Annotated in this window: 20 protein-coding genes; 14 read left to right on the top strand and 6 right to left on the bottom strand. The window is 70.0% G+C overall.

What is annotated here, in order from left to right; all coding sequences use genetic code 11:
• The first annotated feature begins 337 nt into the window (after window positions 1-337).
• The 12 genes from AVW09_RS02645 to AVW09_RS02690 all read left to right on the top strand — a co-directional run bounded on the left by AVW09_RS02645 (window position 338) and on the right by AVW09_RS02690 (window position 9031).
• Entirely contained in the window at window positions 338-1909 is a 1572-nt protein-coding gene (locus AVW09_RS02645; RefSeq protein WP_082822780.1) for a sugar transferase, read from the top strand.
• A 73-nt stretch (window positions 1910-1982) separates the two neighbouring features.
• Window positions 1983-3308 (top strand): UDP-glucose dehydrogenase family protein, encoded by a 1326-nt coding sequence (locus AVW09_RS02650; protein ID WP_063256551.1) that lies wholly within the window; start codon window positions 1983-1985, stop codon window positions 3306-3308.
• A gap of 183 nt (window positions 3309-3491) precedes the next feature.
• Window positions 3492-3965 carry an Asp23/Gls24 family envelope stress response protein gene (locus AVW09_RS02655; RefSeq protein ID WP_063256552.1) on the top strand — a complete coding sequence of 158 codons (474 nt, stop codon included), beginning with the start codon at window positions 3492-3494 and terminating at the stop codon, window positions 3963-3965.
• Complete coding sequence (locus AVW09_RS02660) at window positions 3962-4150, top strand: DUF2273 domain-containing protein (RefSeq protein ID WP_022878139.1); 189 nt, start codon at window positions 3962-3964, stop codon at window positions 4148-4150. The genes AVW09_RS02655 and AVW09_RS02660 overlap by 4 nt, the downstream gene beginning before the upstream one ends.
• Window positions 4147-4536, top strand: coding sequence for a hypothetical protein (locus AVW09_RS02665; RefSeq protein WP_156495940.1), 390 nt, complete (start codon window positions 4147-4149; stop codon window positions 4534-4536). Before AVW09_RS02660 ends, AVW09_RS02665 begins: the two co-directional genes overlap by 4 nt.
• On the top strand, window positions 4533-5123 hold the full coding sequence (locus AVW09_RS02670) for a hypothetical protein (protein WP_063256554.1): 591 nt from the start codon (window positions 4533-4535) through the stop codon (window positions 5121-5123). The genes AVW09_RS02665 and AVW09_RS02670 overlap by 4 nt, the downstream gene beginning before the upstream one ends.
• Complete coding sequence (locus tag AVW09_RS02675; protein WP_063256555.1) at window positions 5120-5707, top strand: hypothetical protein; 588 nt, start codon at window positions 5120-5122, stop codon at window positions 5705-5707. The genes AVW09_RS02670 and AVW09_RS02675 overlap by 4 nt, the downstream gene beginning before the upstream one ends.
• A gap of 10 nt (window positions 5708-5717) precedes the next feature.
• Window positions 5718-5924, top strand: a complete 207-nt coding sequence (locus AVW09_RS02680) for a hypothetical protein (protein ID WP_063256556.1) — start codon at window positions 5718-5720, stop codon at window positions 5922-5924.
• A gap of 138 nt (window positions 5925-6062) precedes the next feature.
• Window positions 6063-6245, top strand: a complete 183-nt coding sequence (locus tag AVW09_RS18410) for a zf-TFIIB domain-containing protein (protein WP_442922728.1) — start codon at window positions 6063-6065, stop codon at window positions 6243-6245.
• Window positions 6246-6266: 21 nt separating this feature from the next.
• Window positions 6267-8270: an ABC1 kinase family protein gene (locus tag AVW09_RS02685; RefSeq protein WP_063256557.1), complete on the top strand. Its 2004-nt coding sequence runs from the start codon at window positions 6267-6269 to the stop codon at window positions 8268-8270.
• Between the two features lie 109 nt (window positions 8271-8379).
• Window positions 8380-8550: a hypothetical protein gene (locus tag AVW09_RS17525; protein ID WP_156495941.1), complete on the top strand. Its 171-nt coding sequence runs from the start codon at window positions 8380-8382 to the stop codon at window positions 8548-8550.
• A gap of 52 nt (window positions 8551-8602) precedes the next feature.
• Window positions 8603-9031, top strand: a complete 429-nt coding sequence (locus AVW09_RS02690; RefSeq protein ID WP_063256558.1) for a VanZ family protein — start codon at window positions 8603-8605, stop codon at window positions 9029-9031.
• Here the strand turns inward: AVW09_RS02690 and AVW09_RS18415 are convergent.
• From AVW09_RS18415 to AVW09_RS02705, 3 genes are all read right to left on the bottom strand, one after another.
• Window positions 8967-9680: an arsenate reductase/protein-tyrosine-phosphatase family protein gene (locus AVW09_RS18415; RefSeq protein WP_063256559.1), complete on the bottom strand. Its 714-nt coding sequence runs from the start codon at window positions 9678-9680 to the stop codon at window positions 8967-8969. The genes AVW09_RS02690 and AVW09_RS18415 overlap by 65 nt on opposite strands.
• Window positions 9681-9856: 176 nt before the next feature.
• On the bottom strand, window positions 9857-10189 hold the full coding sequence (locus AVW09_RS02700; RefSeq protein ID WP_156495942.1) for a hypothetical protein: 333 nt from the start codon (window positions 10187-10189) through the stop codon (window positions 9857-9859).
• A gap of 91 nt (window positions 10190-10280) precedes the next feature.
• Entirely contained in the window at window positions 10281-10556 is a 276-nt protein-coding gene (locus AVW09_RS02705) for a helix-turn-helix domain-containing protein (RefSeq protein WP_063256561.1), read from the bottom strand.
• A gap of 450 nt (window positions 10557-11006) precedes the next feature.
• On the opposite strand from AVW09_RS02705, the gene AVW09_RS02710 reads away from it, so the two are divergent.
• A complete protein-coding gene (locus tag AVW09_RS02710) occupies window positions 11007-12368 on the top strand; it encodes a sugar transferase (protein WP_231901752.1) in 1362 nt (453 codons plus the stop codon).
• 67 nt (window positions 12369-12435) lie between these two features.
• Here the strand turns inward: AVW09_RS02710 and AVW09_RS02715 are convergent, their stop codons facing one another.
• Window positions 12436-14085: a polysaccharide biosynthesis tyrosine autokinase gene (locus AVW09_RS02715; protein ID WP_231901755.1), complete on the bottom strand. Its 1650-nt coding sequence runs from the start codon at window positions 14083-14085 to the stop codon at window positions 12436-12438.
• A gap of 347 nt (window positions 14086-14432) precedes the next feature.
• Here AVW09_RS02715 and AVW09_RS18155 point away from each other — a divergent pair, with 347 nt between their 5' ends.
• The gene (locus AVW09_RS18155) at window positions 14433-16904 is read left to right on the top strand and encodes a helix-turn-helix transcriptional regulator (protein WP_082822782.1); all 2472 of its coding nucleotides are present in this window, start codon (window positions 14433-14435) and stop codon (window positions 16902-16904) included.
• A 15-nt stretch (window positions 16905-16919) separates the two neighbouring features.
• Here AVW09_RS18155 and AVW09_RS02725 read toward each other — a convergent pair whose 3' ends face one another.
• Window positions 16920-17111, bottom strand: coding sequence for a hypothetical protein (locus tag AVW09_RS02725; RefSeq protein ID WP_063256565.1), 192 nt, complete (start codon window positions 17109-17111; stop codon window positions 16920-16922).
• A gap of 9 nt (window positions 17112-17120) precedes the next feature.
• Complete coding sequence (locus AVW09_RS02730) at window positions 17121-17831, bottom strand: DUF998 domain-containing protein (RefSeq protein ID WP_063256566.1); 711 nt, start codon at window positions 17829-17831, stop codon at window positions 17121-17123.
• Window positions 17832-18141 lie beyond the last annotated feature (310 nt).

Raw genomic sequence — 18141 nt, forward strand, 5'->3', positions numbered from 1 at the left:
CCCCCCCCCCCCCCCCCCCGGGCGTCGCGGTCGCGGGCGTCCGCGCGCCGTAACCGGGAGCGAGTGTACCGGGCGCGGGTGTCGCGCCGAGGAGGGGCTCACCCGGAGGGGTGTTTCGACCCCGACGGGGACCGCGGCCGCACCGCCGGACAGGCCACGGAACCGCGTCCCCCGTTCGGAGGACAACGATGACATTCGCGGAAATTCGGGGTGACCGCGCCGCGTCCTCAGGAAACAATTCGTTCATACAGGGGTGATTCACGGGGTGAGTTCAGGCTGTTATCGTTCACCACGTGAACCACGATCCGGATGACCCGGAGAAAGGGGCCAAAGCACTGTGACGTCTGACCTCAAGGTCGGCGCGACACCGACGTCGCAGGGCGCCGTCGCCGACATCGATGATGTGGCGACAGCAACACCGATCCGCGCATCATTCCTCGACCGTGAACCGCGGGGCTCGGCGGCCACGCGCGACCGGTGGCGCCAGCGCTACCGGCGCAACCTCATCATCACCGACCTGGCCGCGCTGATCTGGGTCGTGTACGGCACCCAGTTGGCCTGGTTCGGTACCGGGAACGCGGCGATCGCGGCCAGTCACGACAGCCGGATCTCCGACCTGTCTTACTGGCTCTTCTCCGCCGTGCTGATCGTCGCGTGGATGTGGGCGCTCTCCTTCATCGATTCGCGCAGCGACCGCGTGATCGGCACGGGTTCGCAGGAGTACATCCGCATTGTCGACTCCAGCTTCCGCCTGTTCGGGACGATCGCGATCATCGCCTTCCTGACCCAGATCGACATCGCCCGCGGATACCTCCTGATCAGTCTTCCCGTCGGCATCCTGGTCCTGGTCTTCACGCGGTGGCTCTGGCGCAAGTGGCTCGTCGTCCAGCGGTCGCGGGGGAAGTACTCCGCCCACGTGCTGCTCGTCGGCTCCCTCCCCTCCGTGACACAGGTCGCCCGGGAATTCGCGCGCAACCCGAACGCCGGCTACCGCGTCGTCGGAGCGTGCGTCCCCAGCGGCAAGGTCGCCGACACGATCCCGGGGACGGACATCCCCGTCATGGGGCACGTGGGCGACGTGTCACGCGCGCTCCAGGTCACCGGTGCGGACACGGTCGCCGTGACCAGTGCGGACGAGCTGCCCGCCGACAAGGTCAAGCAGATCTCCTGGAGTCTCGAGGCGGGCCGTCAGCACCTCGTGCTCGCGCCGAGCATCATCGACATCGCCGGCCCGCGACTGCACACGCGCCCGGTCGCCGGACTCCCCCTCATCCACGTCGAGACCCCGCGCTTCTCCCGCGGGCAGGTGTTCTTGAAGCGCACCGTCGACCTGGTCGCGAGCGTCATCGGCGTCATCCTCCTGAGCCCGGTCCTGGCGTTCCTCGCGATGGCCGTGCGCCTCTCGAGCGAGGGTCCGGTGTTCTTCCGGCAGAAGCGCGTCGGCTTCCGCGGTCGCGAGTTCACGATGATCAAGTTCCGTTCGATGGTCGTCAACGCCGAGGACATGCTGGAACAGCTCGCCAAGCAGGAGCGGGATGCCGGCAACGAAGTGCTCTTCAAGATGAAGAACGACCCGCGCGTCACGCCGATCGGTCGGATCATGCGGAAGTTCAGCCTCGATGAGCTTCCCCAGCTGTTCAACGTGATCGGCGGATCGATGTCGCTCGTCGGCCCGCGACCGCCGCTGCCGTCCGAAGTCGCCCTCTACGCTGACCACGTGCACCGTCGATTCCTCGCGAAGCCCGGTATCACCGGTCTGTGGCAGGTGAGCGGTCGTTCGTCCCTGTCCTGGGAGGAGTCGGTGCGTCTGGATCTGTCGTACGTCGAGAACTGGACTCTCGTCGGCGACTTCGTGATCCTCGGCAAGACCGCCCGTGCCGCGCTGGCGCCGGGCGAGACGGCCGCGTGAACTCCCCGCGCTCCCGCGTGGGTCGACGGCGTGGCACCCGCGCGCCGTCTCGGTACAGAGCTGGAGGAGACCCGTGCGTCTTTCTGTGATTGGTTGCGGATACCTGGGAGCCGTTCACGCGGCGGCGATGGCCTCGATCGGACACGAAGTGGTCGGAATCGACGTCGATGAGCGGAAGGTCGCCGCGCTCTCGAAGGGAGAGGCGCCGTTCTTCGAGCCCGGACTCCAGGAGATCCTCACCGAGGGCATCCAGTCGGGCCGCCTGTCGTTCACCACCGACATGTCCGCGGCGCAGGGCGCGAAGGTGCACTTCATCGGTGTCGGGACGCCGCAGCAGCCCGGTGGCTACGCGGCCGACCTCACCTACGTGCACGCGGCCGTGGACGGCCTGCTTCCCTTCCTCTCGGAAGGGGACATCGTCGCCGGAAAGTCGACCGTGCCGGTCGGTACGGCCGAGTCGCTCGCGCCTCGCGTATCCGAGCGAGGTGCGACCCTCGTCTGGAACCCGGAGTTCCTGCGTGAGGGATGGGCCGTGCAGGACACGGTCGACCCCGACCGTCTCGTCGCGGGCGTGCCGAGCGCCGACGGCGGCCCGACCGAGGAGGGAGCCCGCACCGCCGACGTGCTGCGCGAGGTCTACCACCCGTCCGTCGCCAAGGGCACTCCGTTCATCGTCACGGACTACGCCACCGCGGAGCTCGTGAAGGTCTCGGCGAACGCGTTCCTCGCCACCAAGATCAGCTTCATCAACGCGATGGCCGAGATCGCGGAGGTGACCGGCGCCGACGTGACCACTCTCGCCGACGCGATCGGTCACGACGCGCGCATCGGGCGTCGCTTCCTCGGTGCCGGCATCGGATTCGGCGGGGGCTGCCTGCCCAAGGACATCCGCGCGTTCTCGGCGCGGGCCGAAGAACTCGGCCGGGGCGAGTCCGTGGCCTTCCTCCGCGAGATCGACGCGATCAACCTCCGCCGCCGTGATCGCGCCGTCGATCTCACCGTCCAGGCCCTGGGCGGCTCGGTGTTCGAGAAGAAGGTCACCGTCCTCGGCGCCGCCTTCAAGCCGCACAGCGACGACATCCGCGACTCCCCCGCTCTCGACGTGGCGGTGCGCCTGCACGGGCTCGGCGCCGACGTCACCCTGACCGACCCGGCCGCGATCGAGAACGCCCGTCGCATCCACCCGCAGCTCACCTACGTCGAGGACCGCGACGAGGCCCTGCGCGACGCGGACGCCGTGATCGTCGTCACCGAGTGGGACGAGTACCGTCGCGAGCTCGACCCGGCGCACGCCGCCGAGCTCACGGCCGGTCGCATCGTCGTCGACGGCCGGAACTGCCTGGATGCCGCCGCCTGGCGCTCCGCCGGCTGGACGTACTACGGCATGGGTCGCCCCTGACCGACCCCGGAATGCATGAACGCCCCGGCATCGCCGGGGCGTTCATCGTTGCGGCGGGCGCGGAAGAAACTTCCGGCCACGGCGTGACGAAACACCCGCGGCGCACGTCTCACCAGTAAGCGAACACCGCTGCACCGGGATCGATGGGATCGCCGGGGCAGAACGTACTGGAAGGACACTCCGATGGCTATCGAAGAGAAGCCCGCGGCATCCGTCGCCGCGTCGCAGACGTCGCGCGTCGACCGCGCGTTCACCGGCTCCGCCACACCCACCGCGGACACCGCAGGCAAGACCACCATTGCCGACTCCGTCGTGGCCAAGGTCGCCGGTATCGCCGCGCGTGAGGTCGCCGGCGTGCACGCCCTCGGTGGCGGCGGCGCCCGCGCCTTCGGCGCGATCCGCGACGCGATCAACGCCACCGACCTGACGCAGGGCGTGAAGGTCGAGGTGGGCGAGACGCAGGCCGCAGCCGACCTCACCATCGTGGTCGAGTACCCGGCCCCCATCCAGGAGGTGGCCGAGCAGGTGCGCGCCCGCGTCGCCGGTGCCATCAGCCGCCTCGTCGGCCTCGAGGTCGTCGAGGTCAACGTCGACGTCAACGACATCCACATCCCGGGTGACGATGACGACGACTCGACCCCCTCGCGCGTGTCATGAACCCGACCGTCACCGGCGCCCTCGTCGGCCTCGTCCTGGCCGCGGCCGCGCTGATCTTCGGATTCTGGGGCTTCCTCCTGGTCGCCCTGTTCATGGCGATCGGTGCGGTCGTCGGTCGGATCGTCTCCGGACAGATCGACATCCGCAGCATCGCCAACGCATTCTCGGGTCGGAGCACATCGTGACCACCGCGCTTCCCGGGGTGGCCTCCGCCATCCCGGGGGGCGGGGTCCCCGTGCGTACCGCAGGTCGAGTGGACGTCGCCGACCGCGTATTCCGCAAAGCGGCCGAGCAGGCCGCCGCCGAGACGATCGGTGTGGACCGCGCCGACGTGTCCGTCGACATCGCCGCGTCCCGCGACACCGTCGTGGTCCGCGTGCGGGCACCGTTCCCGATCCCGCGTCTGGACGACACCGAAGCCGTGCGCGCAGCGACGCCCGTCCTGGAGGCGGCGCACGGCATCCAGCGCGACCTCCACGACCGCCTCACCCGCCTGTTCGGGCGTGAGGTGTCGCGCGTGGATCTGACCATCGCCGGGGCGACGACCCCGAAGAGAAGGAGGGTGAGATGACGGATTCCGTTCTGCGCACCGTCGTGCGCCGCGAGACGCATTCGCCCCGCACCGGTGCGATGCTCGTCGTCGTCGTGCTGCTCATCCTCGCCGCCGTATACGCCGCGGTCGAGATCGCCCTGTCGCTCGCGGGCCGGCCGCCGTTGCTCGTGACGCCCGGGGCCGCCTTCGACGCCCTCGCCGGGCTGCCGTCCGCGCTCGTTCCCGCGGGGCAGATCGTCGTCGGTGCCGTCATCGCTCTCGTCGGCCTCATCGTGCTCGTGATCGCGGTGGCCCCGGGCCGCCTCTCGCGGCACGAGATGGCATGGGGGGAGCGTGCCGTCGTCGTGGACAACGGCGTCGTGGCCTCCGCCCTCGCTCAGCACCTGAGCCTGGCCTCCGGGATCGCTCGCGAGAACGTCGTCGTCGGTGTCGCGCACCGCGCCGTCGATGTGACCGTGCGTCCTCCCCTCGGCATCCCCGTGGATGCCGATCGCCTCCGTCAGATCGTGGAGGACGAGGTGGCGACCTACCGCCTGAGCCCGTCCGTACGCACGCATGTACGCGTGGCGCGTCCGGACGATACCGGGAAGGAGAACTCCCGATGAGGAACACCAACCGCGCCCTCAACCGCATCGTGCTGTTCATCGTGGCCGCCGTCCTGCTCGCCTTCGGCGCTCTCGTCATCGCTGTCGCCGCGGTGCCGGGCTGGGCCGACGCGTGGACACGGACCGCCGACGGCATCCGCGGCTGGGCCGAGGGTATCGGCGAACCCGCCTTCGGAATCGGTGCCATCGCCGCCCTCGCGGTGATCGCACTCGTGCTCGTGCTCATCGCCGTGGGCGCCGTGCGCGGGAAGCGCCGTGTCCCGCTCCAGTCCACCGGCACGGAGAGCGACACGGGTCGCATCACCGTTACGGACGGCTTCGCCGCCGCCGCGCTGAAGAACTCGCTCGACGAGCGCGACGAGATCCTCGTCTCGCGCATCGCGTCGAACGAGGTCCGCAAGGAGACGGTGCTGCACGTCAGCGTCACGCCTCGACAGAACACGTCTCCCCGCCGCATCGCGGAAGACGTGGACACGCTCGTGACCAACCTCGCGACCCTGACCGGCCAGCAGTTCCGCACCTTCGTCTCCGTGCACTCGAGCCTGCGCGCGAAGCTCGCCCACGATCAGAAGCGTCTGCAATAGGAGGGATGCCATGCGCAACCGCATCATCGCCGTGGGCGTCGTCGGCGTCGCGGCCTACGTCCTCGGCACGCGTGCCGGCCGCGTCCAGGTGAAGAGTCGCGAGTCGGTCGGGCACCAGCTGGTCCGCCTGTGGGACGACCCGCGCTCGCGCCGACGTCGGGCCGCCGCGAAGGCGGAGAAGAGGGCGACGAAGGCGCTCCGGAAGCTCCGCCACTAGAGCAGGCGCGATCAGCGCGTCGAACGGGGGAGGGTGCTGGGCACTCCTCCCCCGTTCGGGTTCGCGCGGGCTCCCTGTGGAGGGAGCGCACCTCCTGTCGCATGCGCATGTAAAAATGCCCTCGACAGAAAGGCTGCGATGTTCTTCCCGCACCATCCCCCCTCCCCCTCGGCTGACAGGTCTCCCATCCCTCGCGACGACGGGACCGCCGACGGCTTCCCCCCGGGATGCCCTCGATGCCTGCACACACTCCAGCCCCGGCGCCGCGCGTCGTCGGACGTGTGGGCGTGCCCCGGATGCGAGCTCGTTCGCATCGCGTGACCCGCCAGCTACGCTGACCCCGTGGTCGTCACCCTCCTCATCGCCCTCGTGGCGATCGTCTGCGCGATCCTCGTGGGCTTCGTCGCCCGTCAGATCCTCGGGACCGCCGTCGGGTGGCCGCGCAGCATCGTGGTCGGCCTCCTGGTCTTCTTCCTCGGCGTCCCGGTCGCGGGATGGGTGCTCCGCCAGACCGGGATGCCGGATGGTGCGACGCTCGCGGCGGACGACGTCTGGCTCTGGATCGGGCTCATAGCCCTCTCGGTGAGCTGGGTCTTCGCTCTCGGTGTCGCCGCCCTGGTCGCGAGCGAGGCGATCTTTCCGACGCGGCCTCTGCCGAATCCGATCGATGTGATCCGCGCCGCGCTCCGTCAACGCAAGCGCACGCGTCGCTATCTGGAGATCCTGGCGATCGCCTCGCGACACGGCGTGGGCTGGCTGTTCCACGGCGGCCATTCGCGCGTGGAACAGCAACTGAGCACCTCGGAGGAGCGGGCCCGCGCGATCGTCGCCACGATCAATGACGCCGGGGTCAGTTTCGTCAAGCTCGGCCAGGTGCTCTCGACGCGCCGCGACCTCATCCCGGAGCCGTACCTGAGCGCTCTGGCGTCCCTCCAGACGAACGCCACGACCCTCCGATGGGAGATGGTCCGCGAGGTCATCGAGACCGACCTCGGCCGCCCCGTCGATGAGATCTTCGCCGAGATCGACCGTGAGCCCCTCGCCGCCGCATCAGTGGCACAGGTGCATCGCGCGGTCCTGCACGATGGGACCCGCGTCGTGGTGAAGGTGCAGCGGCCCGCCGCGCGGGCGCAGGTGGAGGCGGATGCCGACATCATCGGACGATTGGCGCATCGCGCCCAGGCGCGCACCCGGGTGGGTCGCGATCTTCACATCGAGTCCGTCGCCCGGGGGTTCACCACGACCCTGCTGGAGGAGCTCGACTACCGCATCGAAGCCCGCAACACCGAGATGATCCGCGCGACGATCGAGCGCATCGACGACGCCGAGCCCGCCCGACGGGGATTCGTCACCGTGCCGGCCGCCTTCCCCGATGCCTCCAGCACCCGTGTCCTCACCATGGAGTTCGTCGACGGTGCCGCGCTCAGCGACTCCGCCGACCACCTGGCGTCGCTGAGCGCAGAGCAGCGCGACCATCTCGCCCAGGTCCTGATGACGACGGTCATCGAACAGATCCTCGTCTACGGCGTCTTCCACGCCGACCTGCACCCCGGCAATGTGCTTCTCACCGCCGACGGAACGCTCGGTCTGATCGACTTCGGCGCGGTCGGCATCATCGAACGCAGCCGCCGCCAGCACATGACGGCGTTCCTCCTCGCGGCCCTGAGCGAGAACGACGTCGCGGCGACAGACGCGCTCCTGCTCATCGTCGATGCCCCCGACGACGTGGATCTGGATGCCTTCCGCCACGACGTCGGCGTCGTCCTCACCGCCGAACACGTGCGAAGTGCAGGGCAGGGGTCGATCTTCACGCGGATCGTGGACGTCATCCGGCAGCACCGCATCGCCCTGCCGGGGGAACTGGCATCCGCCCTGCGCAGCTTCGCGACGCTGGAGGGATGCCTCCGCGTGATCGTCGAGGACTACGACATGGTCGGTCGCGCCCTGCCGCTGATGCCGGCGCTCCTCCGTCGGACGATCTCACTGAGCCGCCTCGCGACCGACCTCCAGGCGACGGGGGTGATCTCCCTCGCTCGCCTCCAGCGGATGCCGCAACGACTCGAAGCCCTGCTCACGGGCATCGAGCGCGGTTCGATCGGCATCACCCTGCGCTCGGACGACGGCACGGACACCAGTGGCATCCTGAGCAGGATCACCTCGGAGCTCGCCACGACGCTGGTCTCGATCGCCGCCGTCGTCATTGCCGTCGTGCTCGTCGTGTCGGGCGGTGGCCCGGTCCTCGGGGGCTCGGTGACGCTGTTCGCCATCCTCGGCGCCGTGATCGGACTGTTCGGCTTCCTCGGCCTTCTTCGCGTCGTACGGCGAACCTTCGCTCGGCGGAGATGACATACCGCATTTCGTCGCGGCGCGGCAGTCTCTTCAGGAACCTCATCGGACCGCTACAGTTTCACCCAGTTACCCGTTGTGCACCACCGGACTCCAAAGGAGAAGTCCCATGGTTCTTGTCATCGTTGCCGTGGTCATCGGCATCGCCACCTGGATCGTCGCGGCGCTGGCCGCCGGAATCGGACTCGGCCGCATGATCGCCCGAGCCGACACCGAGGAAGCGCGGACGCTCGACGCCGCGCCCTCGCCTGCCTCGCTGAGCGCCGCGATCACCCTGTGATCGCGTGACCTCGCCCGGGCGTCCGCGATGATCGGGATGCCTACCGTGAGGCATGCGCATCACGGTACGTCCCGCTCGAGCGCGAGGCCCCGCCACCGTCCTCGCCACCGGTTATGTCGTCGTACTCGCGCTGCTGTTGCTCTGGCCGGATCACGTCGACGCTGACGCCGGGCCGGTGTACGCCGCGCTTCTGCAGATCGCGCCCGCGGCGTTCCCGTTCGGCGTCGAGCCGACCCTGAACGTCGTGCTCTTCGTGCCGTTCGGAGTGATCCTCGCGTCCGTGCTCCCCGGGCGTCCGTTCGTGATTCTCGGAGTGGCATGGGTCGTGCCCCTGCTGGTCGAGATCGCGCAAGGGGTGTTCCTCCCGGGGCGCACCTCGAGCGTCGTGGACGTCGCGGCCAACACCGTCGGTGGGGTCATCGGCGCGGTGGGACTTTCGGTCGCGCGACGTCTTCACCGAAGGCGCACGCCCCACCGCTGAACGGCGGGCGTTCCCGCTCCGTCTGCGGAGAATCGAGCAGAGCACGTGCCGCACGCCACTCGCGTCGCGTGCGCGGAGGCTGGTCGATGCGGGAGGCCGAGCCATTCGGGCCGAGAAGGCGAACCGCGTGGTGGACGATCCGATCGACGGCCTCCACCGCGTGCCGCTCGAATTCGGCCCACACCTCGGCGGGTTGGGCGATGGGATCGACGAGGTCGTCATCGCCGCGGGCGCCTCTCCGCGGGCTCGAACGATGCCGCGCGGCCGCCCGCGCCAACGCGCCCCAATCGCCGCGCTCCCCCACCGGATCGACCTGCTCACTCAAGAGTCGGGAGAATTCGCGGACGGTGAAGGTCGCATCCAAGAGATCGGGGCGCATGTCGAGCACGGCGCGCCGATGTATCGCCGCCGCGCACAGGACCGGCGCGCTCGACGCAAGCACGTGTTCGTCGAGTCGGCGGGTCCGATGACCGTCGAGGTCGAGACCATAGGCCCGAGCAATCTCGACGATTCGCGGTTCTGCGGGGCGACCCGGACGGGCGGCCGAACCGGCGCTCTCGATGACGGGCGGGGTGAGGCCCGTGCCCGAGAGACGCGCCCGGAGCAGATGCTCGAGGAAGGGAGACCGGATCGCGTTGGCGGTGCACACGATGAGGACGCGCGTCGGCGTTGTGGAGATGACGGTTCCCCTCTCTTGGGATGACGCGCGGAATGCTCGCGCTCCTCCAGTTCACCGCCCCCGCTCGGCGTGCGCGCACACCCCGGCGGCGACCGGAACGCCTCGGGCAGGGGTGAATCACCCCGCCGAGTGCGTCCGCGTCGGGTTCAGGACGACAGCGCCCGGCCGATCCCGGGATCCTCGGTCAGGATCCGTCTGAGCTCGGCGGCACCGCTGAGGCTCAGCGCGAGGCCGCCGCCCGCCACCTCGATCACGATCCAGTCGTCCGCGTCATCCGGACGGCGCAGCACACCCACCTCCACATCGACATCCCTTCCACGCCCCTTCTCGTCGACACCGCGCACGCGGGCCGCGAAGGCGATGCCCGCGCTCCGGTGCGCCTCGTCGTCGGGATGGACCGTACTGCCGTGCAGCGTCGTACACCACGCGAACCCGCAGCGCGCGGTCTCCGGGCGGGGATGGACATCGGAATCGCTCATGCCGAACACCTCTCTCTTCGGGCCACCCGCGAGGGCGACCCGATCATCGGTGGGCACAGAGGAAGTGAAGCACGAGCCTCCGACACAGCCGTCAGCGACCGGGCGCGATGCCCTCCGGCGGCTCCGGAAGCAGGTCGGACAGGCCGATCCCCAGCACTTCCGCCAGGCTGACGATGGTCCGGAGGCGCGGATTCGCCGGCGTCCCCGGGTTGGATTCGCCGCGCTCGAGCTTGCGGTAGGTGAACGTGGCCAGCCCGGCGGCATGGGCGACATGCTCTTGCGAAAGGCCTCGCTGGCCGCGGGCCTGCAGAAGACGGGCACCGAACTGGCGGGCGAACTCGTTCCAGGGATCCGGCGCGTCGGTCATGCACCCAGCTTGACCGGTCGCCTACGCGCACATGAACATGTAAACATACCCATGGTCCGCTTGTGGAGCGCCGGGGGCGGGCATTCTCCGGGGTGACGCGCTTCCCGCTCGAGGTGACGGCCGGGGCGATCCCGTCGACACCGGCGCGCATGAGGGCCGCGCCCGGGCAGCGAGACCCCCGGGGCTGATCACTCCACACCCCTGTTCACCCCGCTCGCCACGATCGGGGGCAGCCCGAGCGCGCATCTGTCGGATGACAGAGTGCCCGAACCCCGCGCCTCCTGTTCCAGCCCAGAGGCGCATCATCTCCGGCCACTGAGCCCGATCAGCGGAGGACCCATGGATCTCGCCACCTCGTCGTTGGCTTCACCAGCCATAGCGAAAACCTTCACCCCATCACGAACGGCGCGAAGACGCCCGTGGCACACGCGCTTCGCCCGTCTGCTCGCCGTGACGGATGCGCTCGTCATCACCGGGGCCGTCTTCGGAACCCAGCTGATCTGGCTCGGACCGCAACCTCTCGGCGTGGGCGCGTCATCGATCGATTACACGACGGTCTCGGGCGCTCTGTGCATCGCCTGGTTCCTCGCGCTCACGCTGTGGGGAACGCGCCTCCCCCGTGTGGTCGGTCACGGTGTCGTAGAGCACCGCCTCGTCATCGCCGCGTCGCTCCAACTCTTCGGACTCGTCGCCATGATCGCCTATCTGTCCTCGATCGAGCTCTCCCGCGGGTACTTCCTCCTGAGTCTCCCGGTCGGGACGGCCGCGCTGCTGGCGACCCGAACGGCGGCCCGCTCGTGGCTGACCGCGCGCCGCCGGAACGGCGACATGTCGGCGCGGGTCGTCCTCGTCGGAAGCGCCGAGGAGAACGCGCGCGTGGCGGCCCAGATCATGCGCCAGCCGGGCGTCGGCCTCACCGTCGTCGGCGTCCACCTCGTCCCCTCCGACGACGCGGAGCCCTGGGACGACGCGCACGCCCGGCACCTCCAGCGACGTCTCGACGAGCTCGATGCCGACAGCGTGCTGGTCACGGGAGGAGGTCACCTCGATGCCCACGACATCCGGCGGATCGGGTGGAGCCTGGAGCCCGGACGGCAGCACCTGATCGTCGCCGTGAACCTCACCGACGTCGCCGGTCCGCGCATCCACACGCGTCCGGTCGCGGGCCTCCCGCTCGTCCACGTCGAGACCCCCCAGTACTCGACCCGTCAGCGCGTGCTCAAGCGCGCGCTCGACATCGCCGGGTCCCTCATCCTCCTCGTCGCCCTCAGCCCGCTGCTGCTGATGCTGGCCGCCCTCGTGCGCCTCTCCGGCCCGGGACCGGTCCTCTACCGTCAGGAACGCGTCGGGCAGGGCGGGAATCACTTCGGGATGCTCAAGTTCCGCTCGATGATCGACGGGGCGGACGCACGCCTTCCCGAGCTGCTCGCCGCACAGGGGCGCGAGGGGTCACCGCTGTTCAAGGTCGAGAACGATCCGCGCATCACTCCGGTCGGCCGGATCCTCCGGCGATACTCCCTCGACGAGATCCCGCAGCTGATCAACGTGCTCATCGGCCAGATGAGCCTCGTCGGACCTCGCCCACAGCGCGACGCGGAGGTGGCCTTCTACGACGATGACGCCCGTCGACGCCTCATCGTCCGGCCGGGGATGAGCGGCCTCTGGCAGGTCAGCGGACGCTCGACGCTGTCCTGGGAGGACTCCATCCGTCTCGATCTCTTCTACGTCGAGAACTGGTCGCTCGTGGGCGACATCGTCATCCTGTTCCGAACCGTCAAGGCGGTGCTTGCTCCCGGAGACACCGCGCACTGAGTCACACGCCGAAGGCGCCGGCCCCTCAGGGGACCGGCGCCTTCGACGTTCTCCGCAGACGCGGCGGTCAGCCGCGCTGCCGCCGGCGAGACGGCAGGTCGTCGCGCGCGCTCTGCGGAGCGGTACCGGCGGCCTCCCGTCCTTCACGACCCGGATCACCCGGGAGGGCTGGAACGTTCCGCCGCGGCGAGAGGGTGCGCAAACCGCTGACGTTGTCCGGCGGCAGGTCCGTCGAGCGCCGCCGGGGCCCGGGTGCCGCCTCGTCGGCGCCGGGCGTCGCCGACTCACCGCGGCGGAGCAGACGACGCCACCAGACCGTGCGAGCCGCCCCCGAAGTGGGCACCCCGTAGCCGTAGTAGCCGCCGTACTGCGTTCCGTAGTAGCTCGAATCGACGCCGCGAAGGGGCACCCGGTTGAGCACGACCCCCAGCAGCCTCCCCCGCGTCTTGGCGATGTTGCCGACCGCCCGGACGAGCATGTCGTCCGTGGTTCGTCCGGCCGTGACGACGAGCACCGCGCCGTCCGCCCAGCTCGCGATGACCGCGGCGTCGGCCACGGCGAGCGTCGGCGGGGAGTCGATGATGACGACCATGTCGTCGGCGAGCCCCCGAGCGAGCTGTTGCATGCGTTGCGATCCGACCATCTCGCTCGGGTTCGGAGGCGTGCGACCGGCCGCGACGATGAACAGACGTCCGTGTTCGTCCACCTGGTGTGCGACCTGATCGATGCGCGCACGCCCGGCCAGGACATCGGAGAGTCCGACGTCGTCGGAGAATCCGAAGGTCGCACCCAGCACCGGTCGACGCAGGTCTGCGTCGATGAGGATGACGGACTGCCCCGTCGCCGCGATGCTCACCGCGAGATTGGATGCCGTCGTCGACTTGCCGTCACCCGGAAGGGGGCTCGTCACGACCATGACCCGGGCGGGATGGTCCACATCGACGTACTGCAGATTGGTCCGCAGTTCGCGCACCGCCTCCTTGTGGGCGAAAGATCCACGGCCGTCGCGGATGTCGTCGAACGAGAACACCGCGCGACCGGCCGCGAGTTCCTTGTCGACGGGCAGGATGCCCACCACCGAGGCGTCGACGGCGTCGGAGATGTCGCGCGCCGATCTCACCCGCCGGTCGAATGCGCGACGGACCAGGGCGAACACGACGCCGGCCACGGCGCCCACGATCGCGCCGACGGCGACATCGAGTTTGACGTTCGGCGACGAGGGCGCCGACGGCAACCGCGCCGAATCACCCGCGACGAGACGCACGGCTCCTCGACCGCCGCCCGTCGACTCCAGCTGGTCGACCTGCACCGTCATGCCGTGCAGCCAGGCCTGCGCGAGATCGCGCGCCGACTCGGGCGTCGGACCGGTCGCTTCGACGCGCACGTTGACCGTGTCGACGGGGTTCGAGACGTGGACGCGCTCCACGAGGGACTCGGGGCTGTCGGCGATGCCGAGTTCGTCGCGCGCCGTCTCGGCCACCGCTCGCCAATAGCCCATGTCGATGAAGGACTTCACCTTCGAGAGCGCGAGGGTGTCCCCGGCGAGAGCGGCACCCGTCGACCCGTCGGACGAGACGCTGGCGACGTACCCGCTCGCGTCAGCCGTGTACACCCGCGGCTGAAGCGCGCTCCATGCCAGACCGGCGAGCCCTCCGATGATCGTCAGGGCGACGATCGTCTTCCAGTACGCGCGCAGGATTCGCGCAACGCGTTGCATGTCCACTCGGGTTCCGCCTTTCGCCTCGGCCCGCCTCGGAGTGTCGGGCCGGTGGGCAGCTTAGGCACGCTCCGCCGAGCCGCTCCACGCGCCCCCGAGCCCGCGAAGCGGGCGAAGCGAAGGGGGAACCACCGCCGTCGGCCGATGGTGAGACGGGCCTGCAAAGTGTGATGTCGGTGGGGTGAAGGCGGGATGACGACGGGGATGAAACCGCTCCCTCTGGGTCAGGCGAGGGCGAACATCAGCCCAAAGATCGGGTGAAGCGCACCGCCCGCCCCGCGCTTCCTCGCCGCCCGCAACCCGAACCCGGGCCGTCGACACAACCGTCTTGAGAGTTGGAGAACACGATGCTGATCGATCTGGACACCCCTCCCACAGCCGCTCGCGCCGCCCGGCGGTCCAGCCGCTTTTGGACGCCGCGGACCGTGACCCTCTCGGCACTCCGCACCGCCTTGGAGAGCGACGTCGTTCTCCTGCGCGGTCCGGCCGGAGTCGGGAAGAGCGCGTTGCTCCGTCAGTTCGCCGGCGCCCTGGAGGACGACCCGGGAATCGGCATCCAGCTCCTCGATGCCGGCGTCGTCGACTCGGAGACGCTCGAGCGAGTGGCCGCGGCCTTCCGCGACGGGCCGCCGCAGCACGTCCTGCTCCTGGACAACCTCACCGATGGGCCCGGCATCGACTCCGCCGCGATCCTGGAGCTCCTCCGCTCGGACCCCGCCCTTCGAGTGGTCGTCGCCACGCGCCATGTGACTCGCCTGGAGAGCCCGCTGGTCGCCCTCGAATTCGACGTGCACGTGCTCACGCCGGCGGATCTCCTGATGTCGAGGGACGAGCTCACCCTCGTGCTGGAGCTCAACGGCATCGAGACCACGGACATCGCCATCGACGTCCTGATGCGACGGACGCACGGGTGGCCGGCGCTCGCTCAGCTCGCGAGTTCACGACTCCGCCTGGAGGGGCTGCCCCTCCGCACGCGGGACGAGGCTGAGGCCATCGCCGACTACGCGGCGGAGGCGCTGACGGCGGACATGGAGGCGCACCTCTCCGCGCCGATCACCGATGAGGTGCGCCTGTTGGCCGTGGCTCCGTACATCAACGTGGAGCTGGCGGATGCGATCGGCATCGACTCCACGACCGGCACCACGAGCGAGCTCCTGACGGAGCTGCAGGACGCCGGCTTCGTTTGGCCCAGCACGACGCGTCTCGTTCTGGCCGAGCCGGTGCGGACGCAGTGGCTCCGCGAGATCACCGCCGGCGCGCCCGAGCTCGTCGAGCACGCACGCCTGCGTCTCCTGGACCACCTGGTCGCCGCCGGGGAGCCCTTGCGCGCCGCGCAGCTCGCCGTCGATGCCGGGCAGTGGCCGACCCTGGGATCGATTCTGCGTTCGGCCGGGCCCGAGATCTGGGCGCGCGACGCCTCGGCCTTCGCGGCGCTGACGGAGATGCTCCGCAGCAACGTCGGCTTCGATCCGGTGTCGGTGGACGCTCTCCTCGCCGTCGACGACCAGACCGCAGCATCCGCCGAGACGCCCGCGCTCGTCGTCGGCGCGCTCGGTCGCCTCCCCGAGGCCAAGGCGGCCGCTCAGCACAACGTCGAGGCCCTCATCATGCGGGTGAACCTCCTGCGGGCCGCCGGGCGATTCGCCCTGGCGACCGAGTCCGCGGCCCTGCTCGTGGACGTCCTCCGCAAGCGCCCGGCCCTCGCGGAGGACGTCATCGCGGAGGGCTGGTACCAGGTGGGCATGACCCACCTCGCGATGGGGAAGCTCCGCGACGCCAGCCTCGCGCTCGGGCAGGTCGAGCGCCTGGCCCCACCGGCGCGGCGGCTGCGAGCGCGGGGAGTGCTCGCGATCGTGGCGCTCCTCGAGGGCGACGTCCGTGCGGCCGGGGCTCTGTGCGACGCCGACCAGGAGGACAGCTGGCTCCCGTCGCCGTGGGGCGAGGGCACGCGTCTCGCGGATGCATGGCTCCGACTCGAACGCGGGGACGCCGGTGGCGCCCGTGAGCTGCTCGACTCCATGACGGCGACGGGAGGCGCTCGGGAACTCTGGCCGTTCGCGGCGTCGATCCAGGCCGTCGCCTTCCTCCTCTCGGGCGCCGCCCCGGACGCCCTCGGGATGCTGCGATCGTGGATGGCTCGCACGCGGAGCACCCCTCCGTCGCACTTCCAATCGATCCAGCTGCTCACGGCCCGAGCGAAGGTCCTCATCGCCCTGCGCCAAGCACGGAAGGCCCTCGCGCTGTTCGAGGGACCGTTCGGCCTGTCCGCCGCAACCGCGCCCGCGATCGCGCTCTCCCAGCTGTACGCGGGCCGCGCGCACGAGGCGTACGTCATGAGCGTCAAGTGGGGCATTCACCAGGACTCGTCGCCCCGAGCAGCCCTCGAGAGTCTCGTGGTGAGCATGGTCGCCGACGTCCGACTGAACGGGACGGCCGCCCACCGTTCCACGGCTCAGCGGGCGGAGGCGCTCAGCGCTCGTCACGACCTGTGGAGCCCCTGGAGCGCCGTGGCGCCCGAGGATCGCGGGCTGGTACTCCGGCTCCTGTCGCCCAGCGCACGGGACCGCGTGTCCGAACGCGCCTCCTTCTTCGCCTCCTCCGTGAGCGTTCCTCACCTGACGAAGCGGGAGCAGGTCGTGCTCGCCCAGCTCACCCCCACCTCGACGATCGCGGACATCGCCCGCGCGTTGGTCGTCTCGCCGAACACCGTCAAGACGCAGTTGCAGAGCCTCTACCGCAAGCTCGAGGTGTCGGATCGGGCGAGCGCCATCCGAGCCGCGCACGCGTGGGGCTTGATCGAAGCCGAGAGCGACGCGTGAGGAGCGGCGCGCCGGTCAGCGACGGCCGGCGCGCCGCTTCCGCGTCACCGCGAAGACGAGACGGCCGACGACCAGCAGCAGCACCACGACGATCACGCCGGGAACCGTGAGAGGAATCCCGGCTCCGTGGACGACGACGAGAAGGACGACCACGGCCGCCACCGGCGCGAGCAGGACGAGGATGCGGCGCAGGCGGGATCTCGTCATGAGAGAACGCTATCCCGTGGCATCCGGCTCCCGGTGTCCCCCGACGGCACGGGCTGAGGTGATGCGCTCGTCCGCGACCACCTGGAGGCCGAACACACCGAACCAGGCGATCGCGAGCGTCGCCGCGGTGAACTCGAGGTTCCCGCCGAGGACGGTGTCGCCGCGGAAGAGCGCGAGCATCGCACCCGTGAGAGACGTGAGGCCGACGGCGACGAGCGTCGCCAGGCTCGCCCGACGCATCCAGGGTCGGCGCCGCAGCAGAGCGACCTGCGCCATCGCGACGATCGCGAGGACGAACCCGAGAACAGCGGCGCTGATGTGGATGAGGTCCTGCGGCAGCGCCCCGGGTGTGAACGGCACCGGGCATCCGGGCGAGCAGGTGACGACGGATGCCACCGCGAAGCACGCTCCGCACACCACCAGAGTCGCCGCGATCGGCCATCCCGTCACGTAGACCTCCGGCCGATGCAGCAGTGCGCGGTCGACGAGCACGGCCGCGATCCCGAGGAGAAGGAGTGCGGAGTTGAAGAGCGGGGCCGTCGGCATCCCCGTCGCGCCGAGCTGGCTCACGTAATGGACGCTGGGATCCCACAGCCGACTGAGCCAGATGAGCGCCGCGCTGAGAAAAGCGGCTGTGCCGCCGACTCCCGCGAGGAGGACGACGCGGCGGCGTCCGGGGCGGACCGCGGGTCGGGTCGACCGAACGATCGTGTCGGTCATGGGCGGCTCCGGCGTCGTCGAGGGATTCCGTCACGATATCGCGCCGACATCGTCCAGGACGGCGACGGGCGCAGGAAATCGATCCGAGCGGTCGTAAGGCGGAGGCCGGATGGGCGATCTCTCGGGTGAGGTATTCCCCTCGAGCGGAACGATGCCCCCACTCACGTGGCATCGTCGTCGTCGAGTGATCGTGAATGGTTCTCCCCCAAGATCCCTTCTCTTCATGTCGATCGCTCATCATGGATGCGCGGTTTCGTAGCCACGGCACCCGGTTCGAGACCGCGCATCCCCTTCCGCTCGGGCATCGGTC

Origin of the sequence: Microbacterium sp. T32 (assembly GCF_001619615.1) — a bacterium.
Classification (GTDB): Bacteria; Actinomycetota; Actinomycetes; order Actinomycetales; family Microbacteriaceae; genus Microbacterium.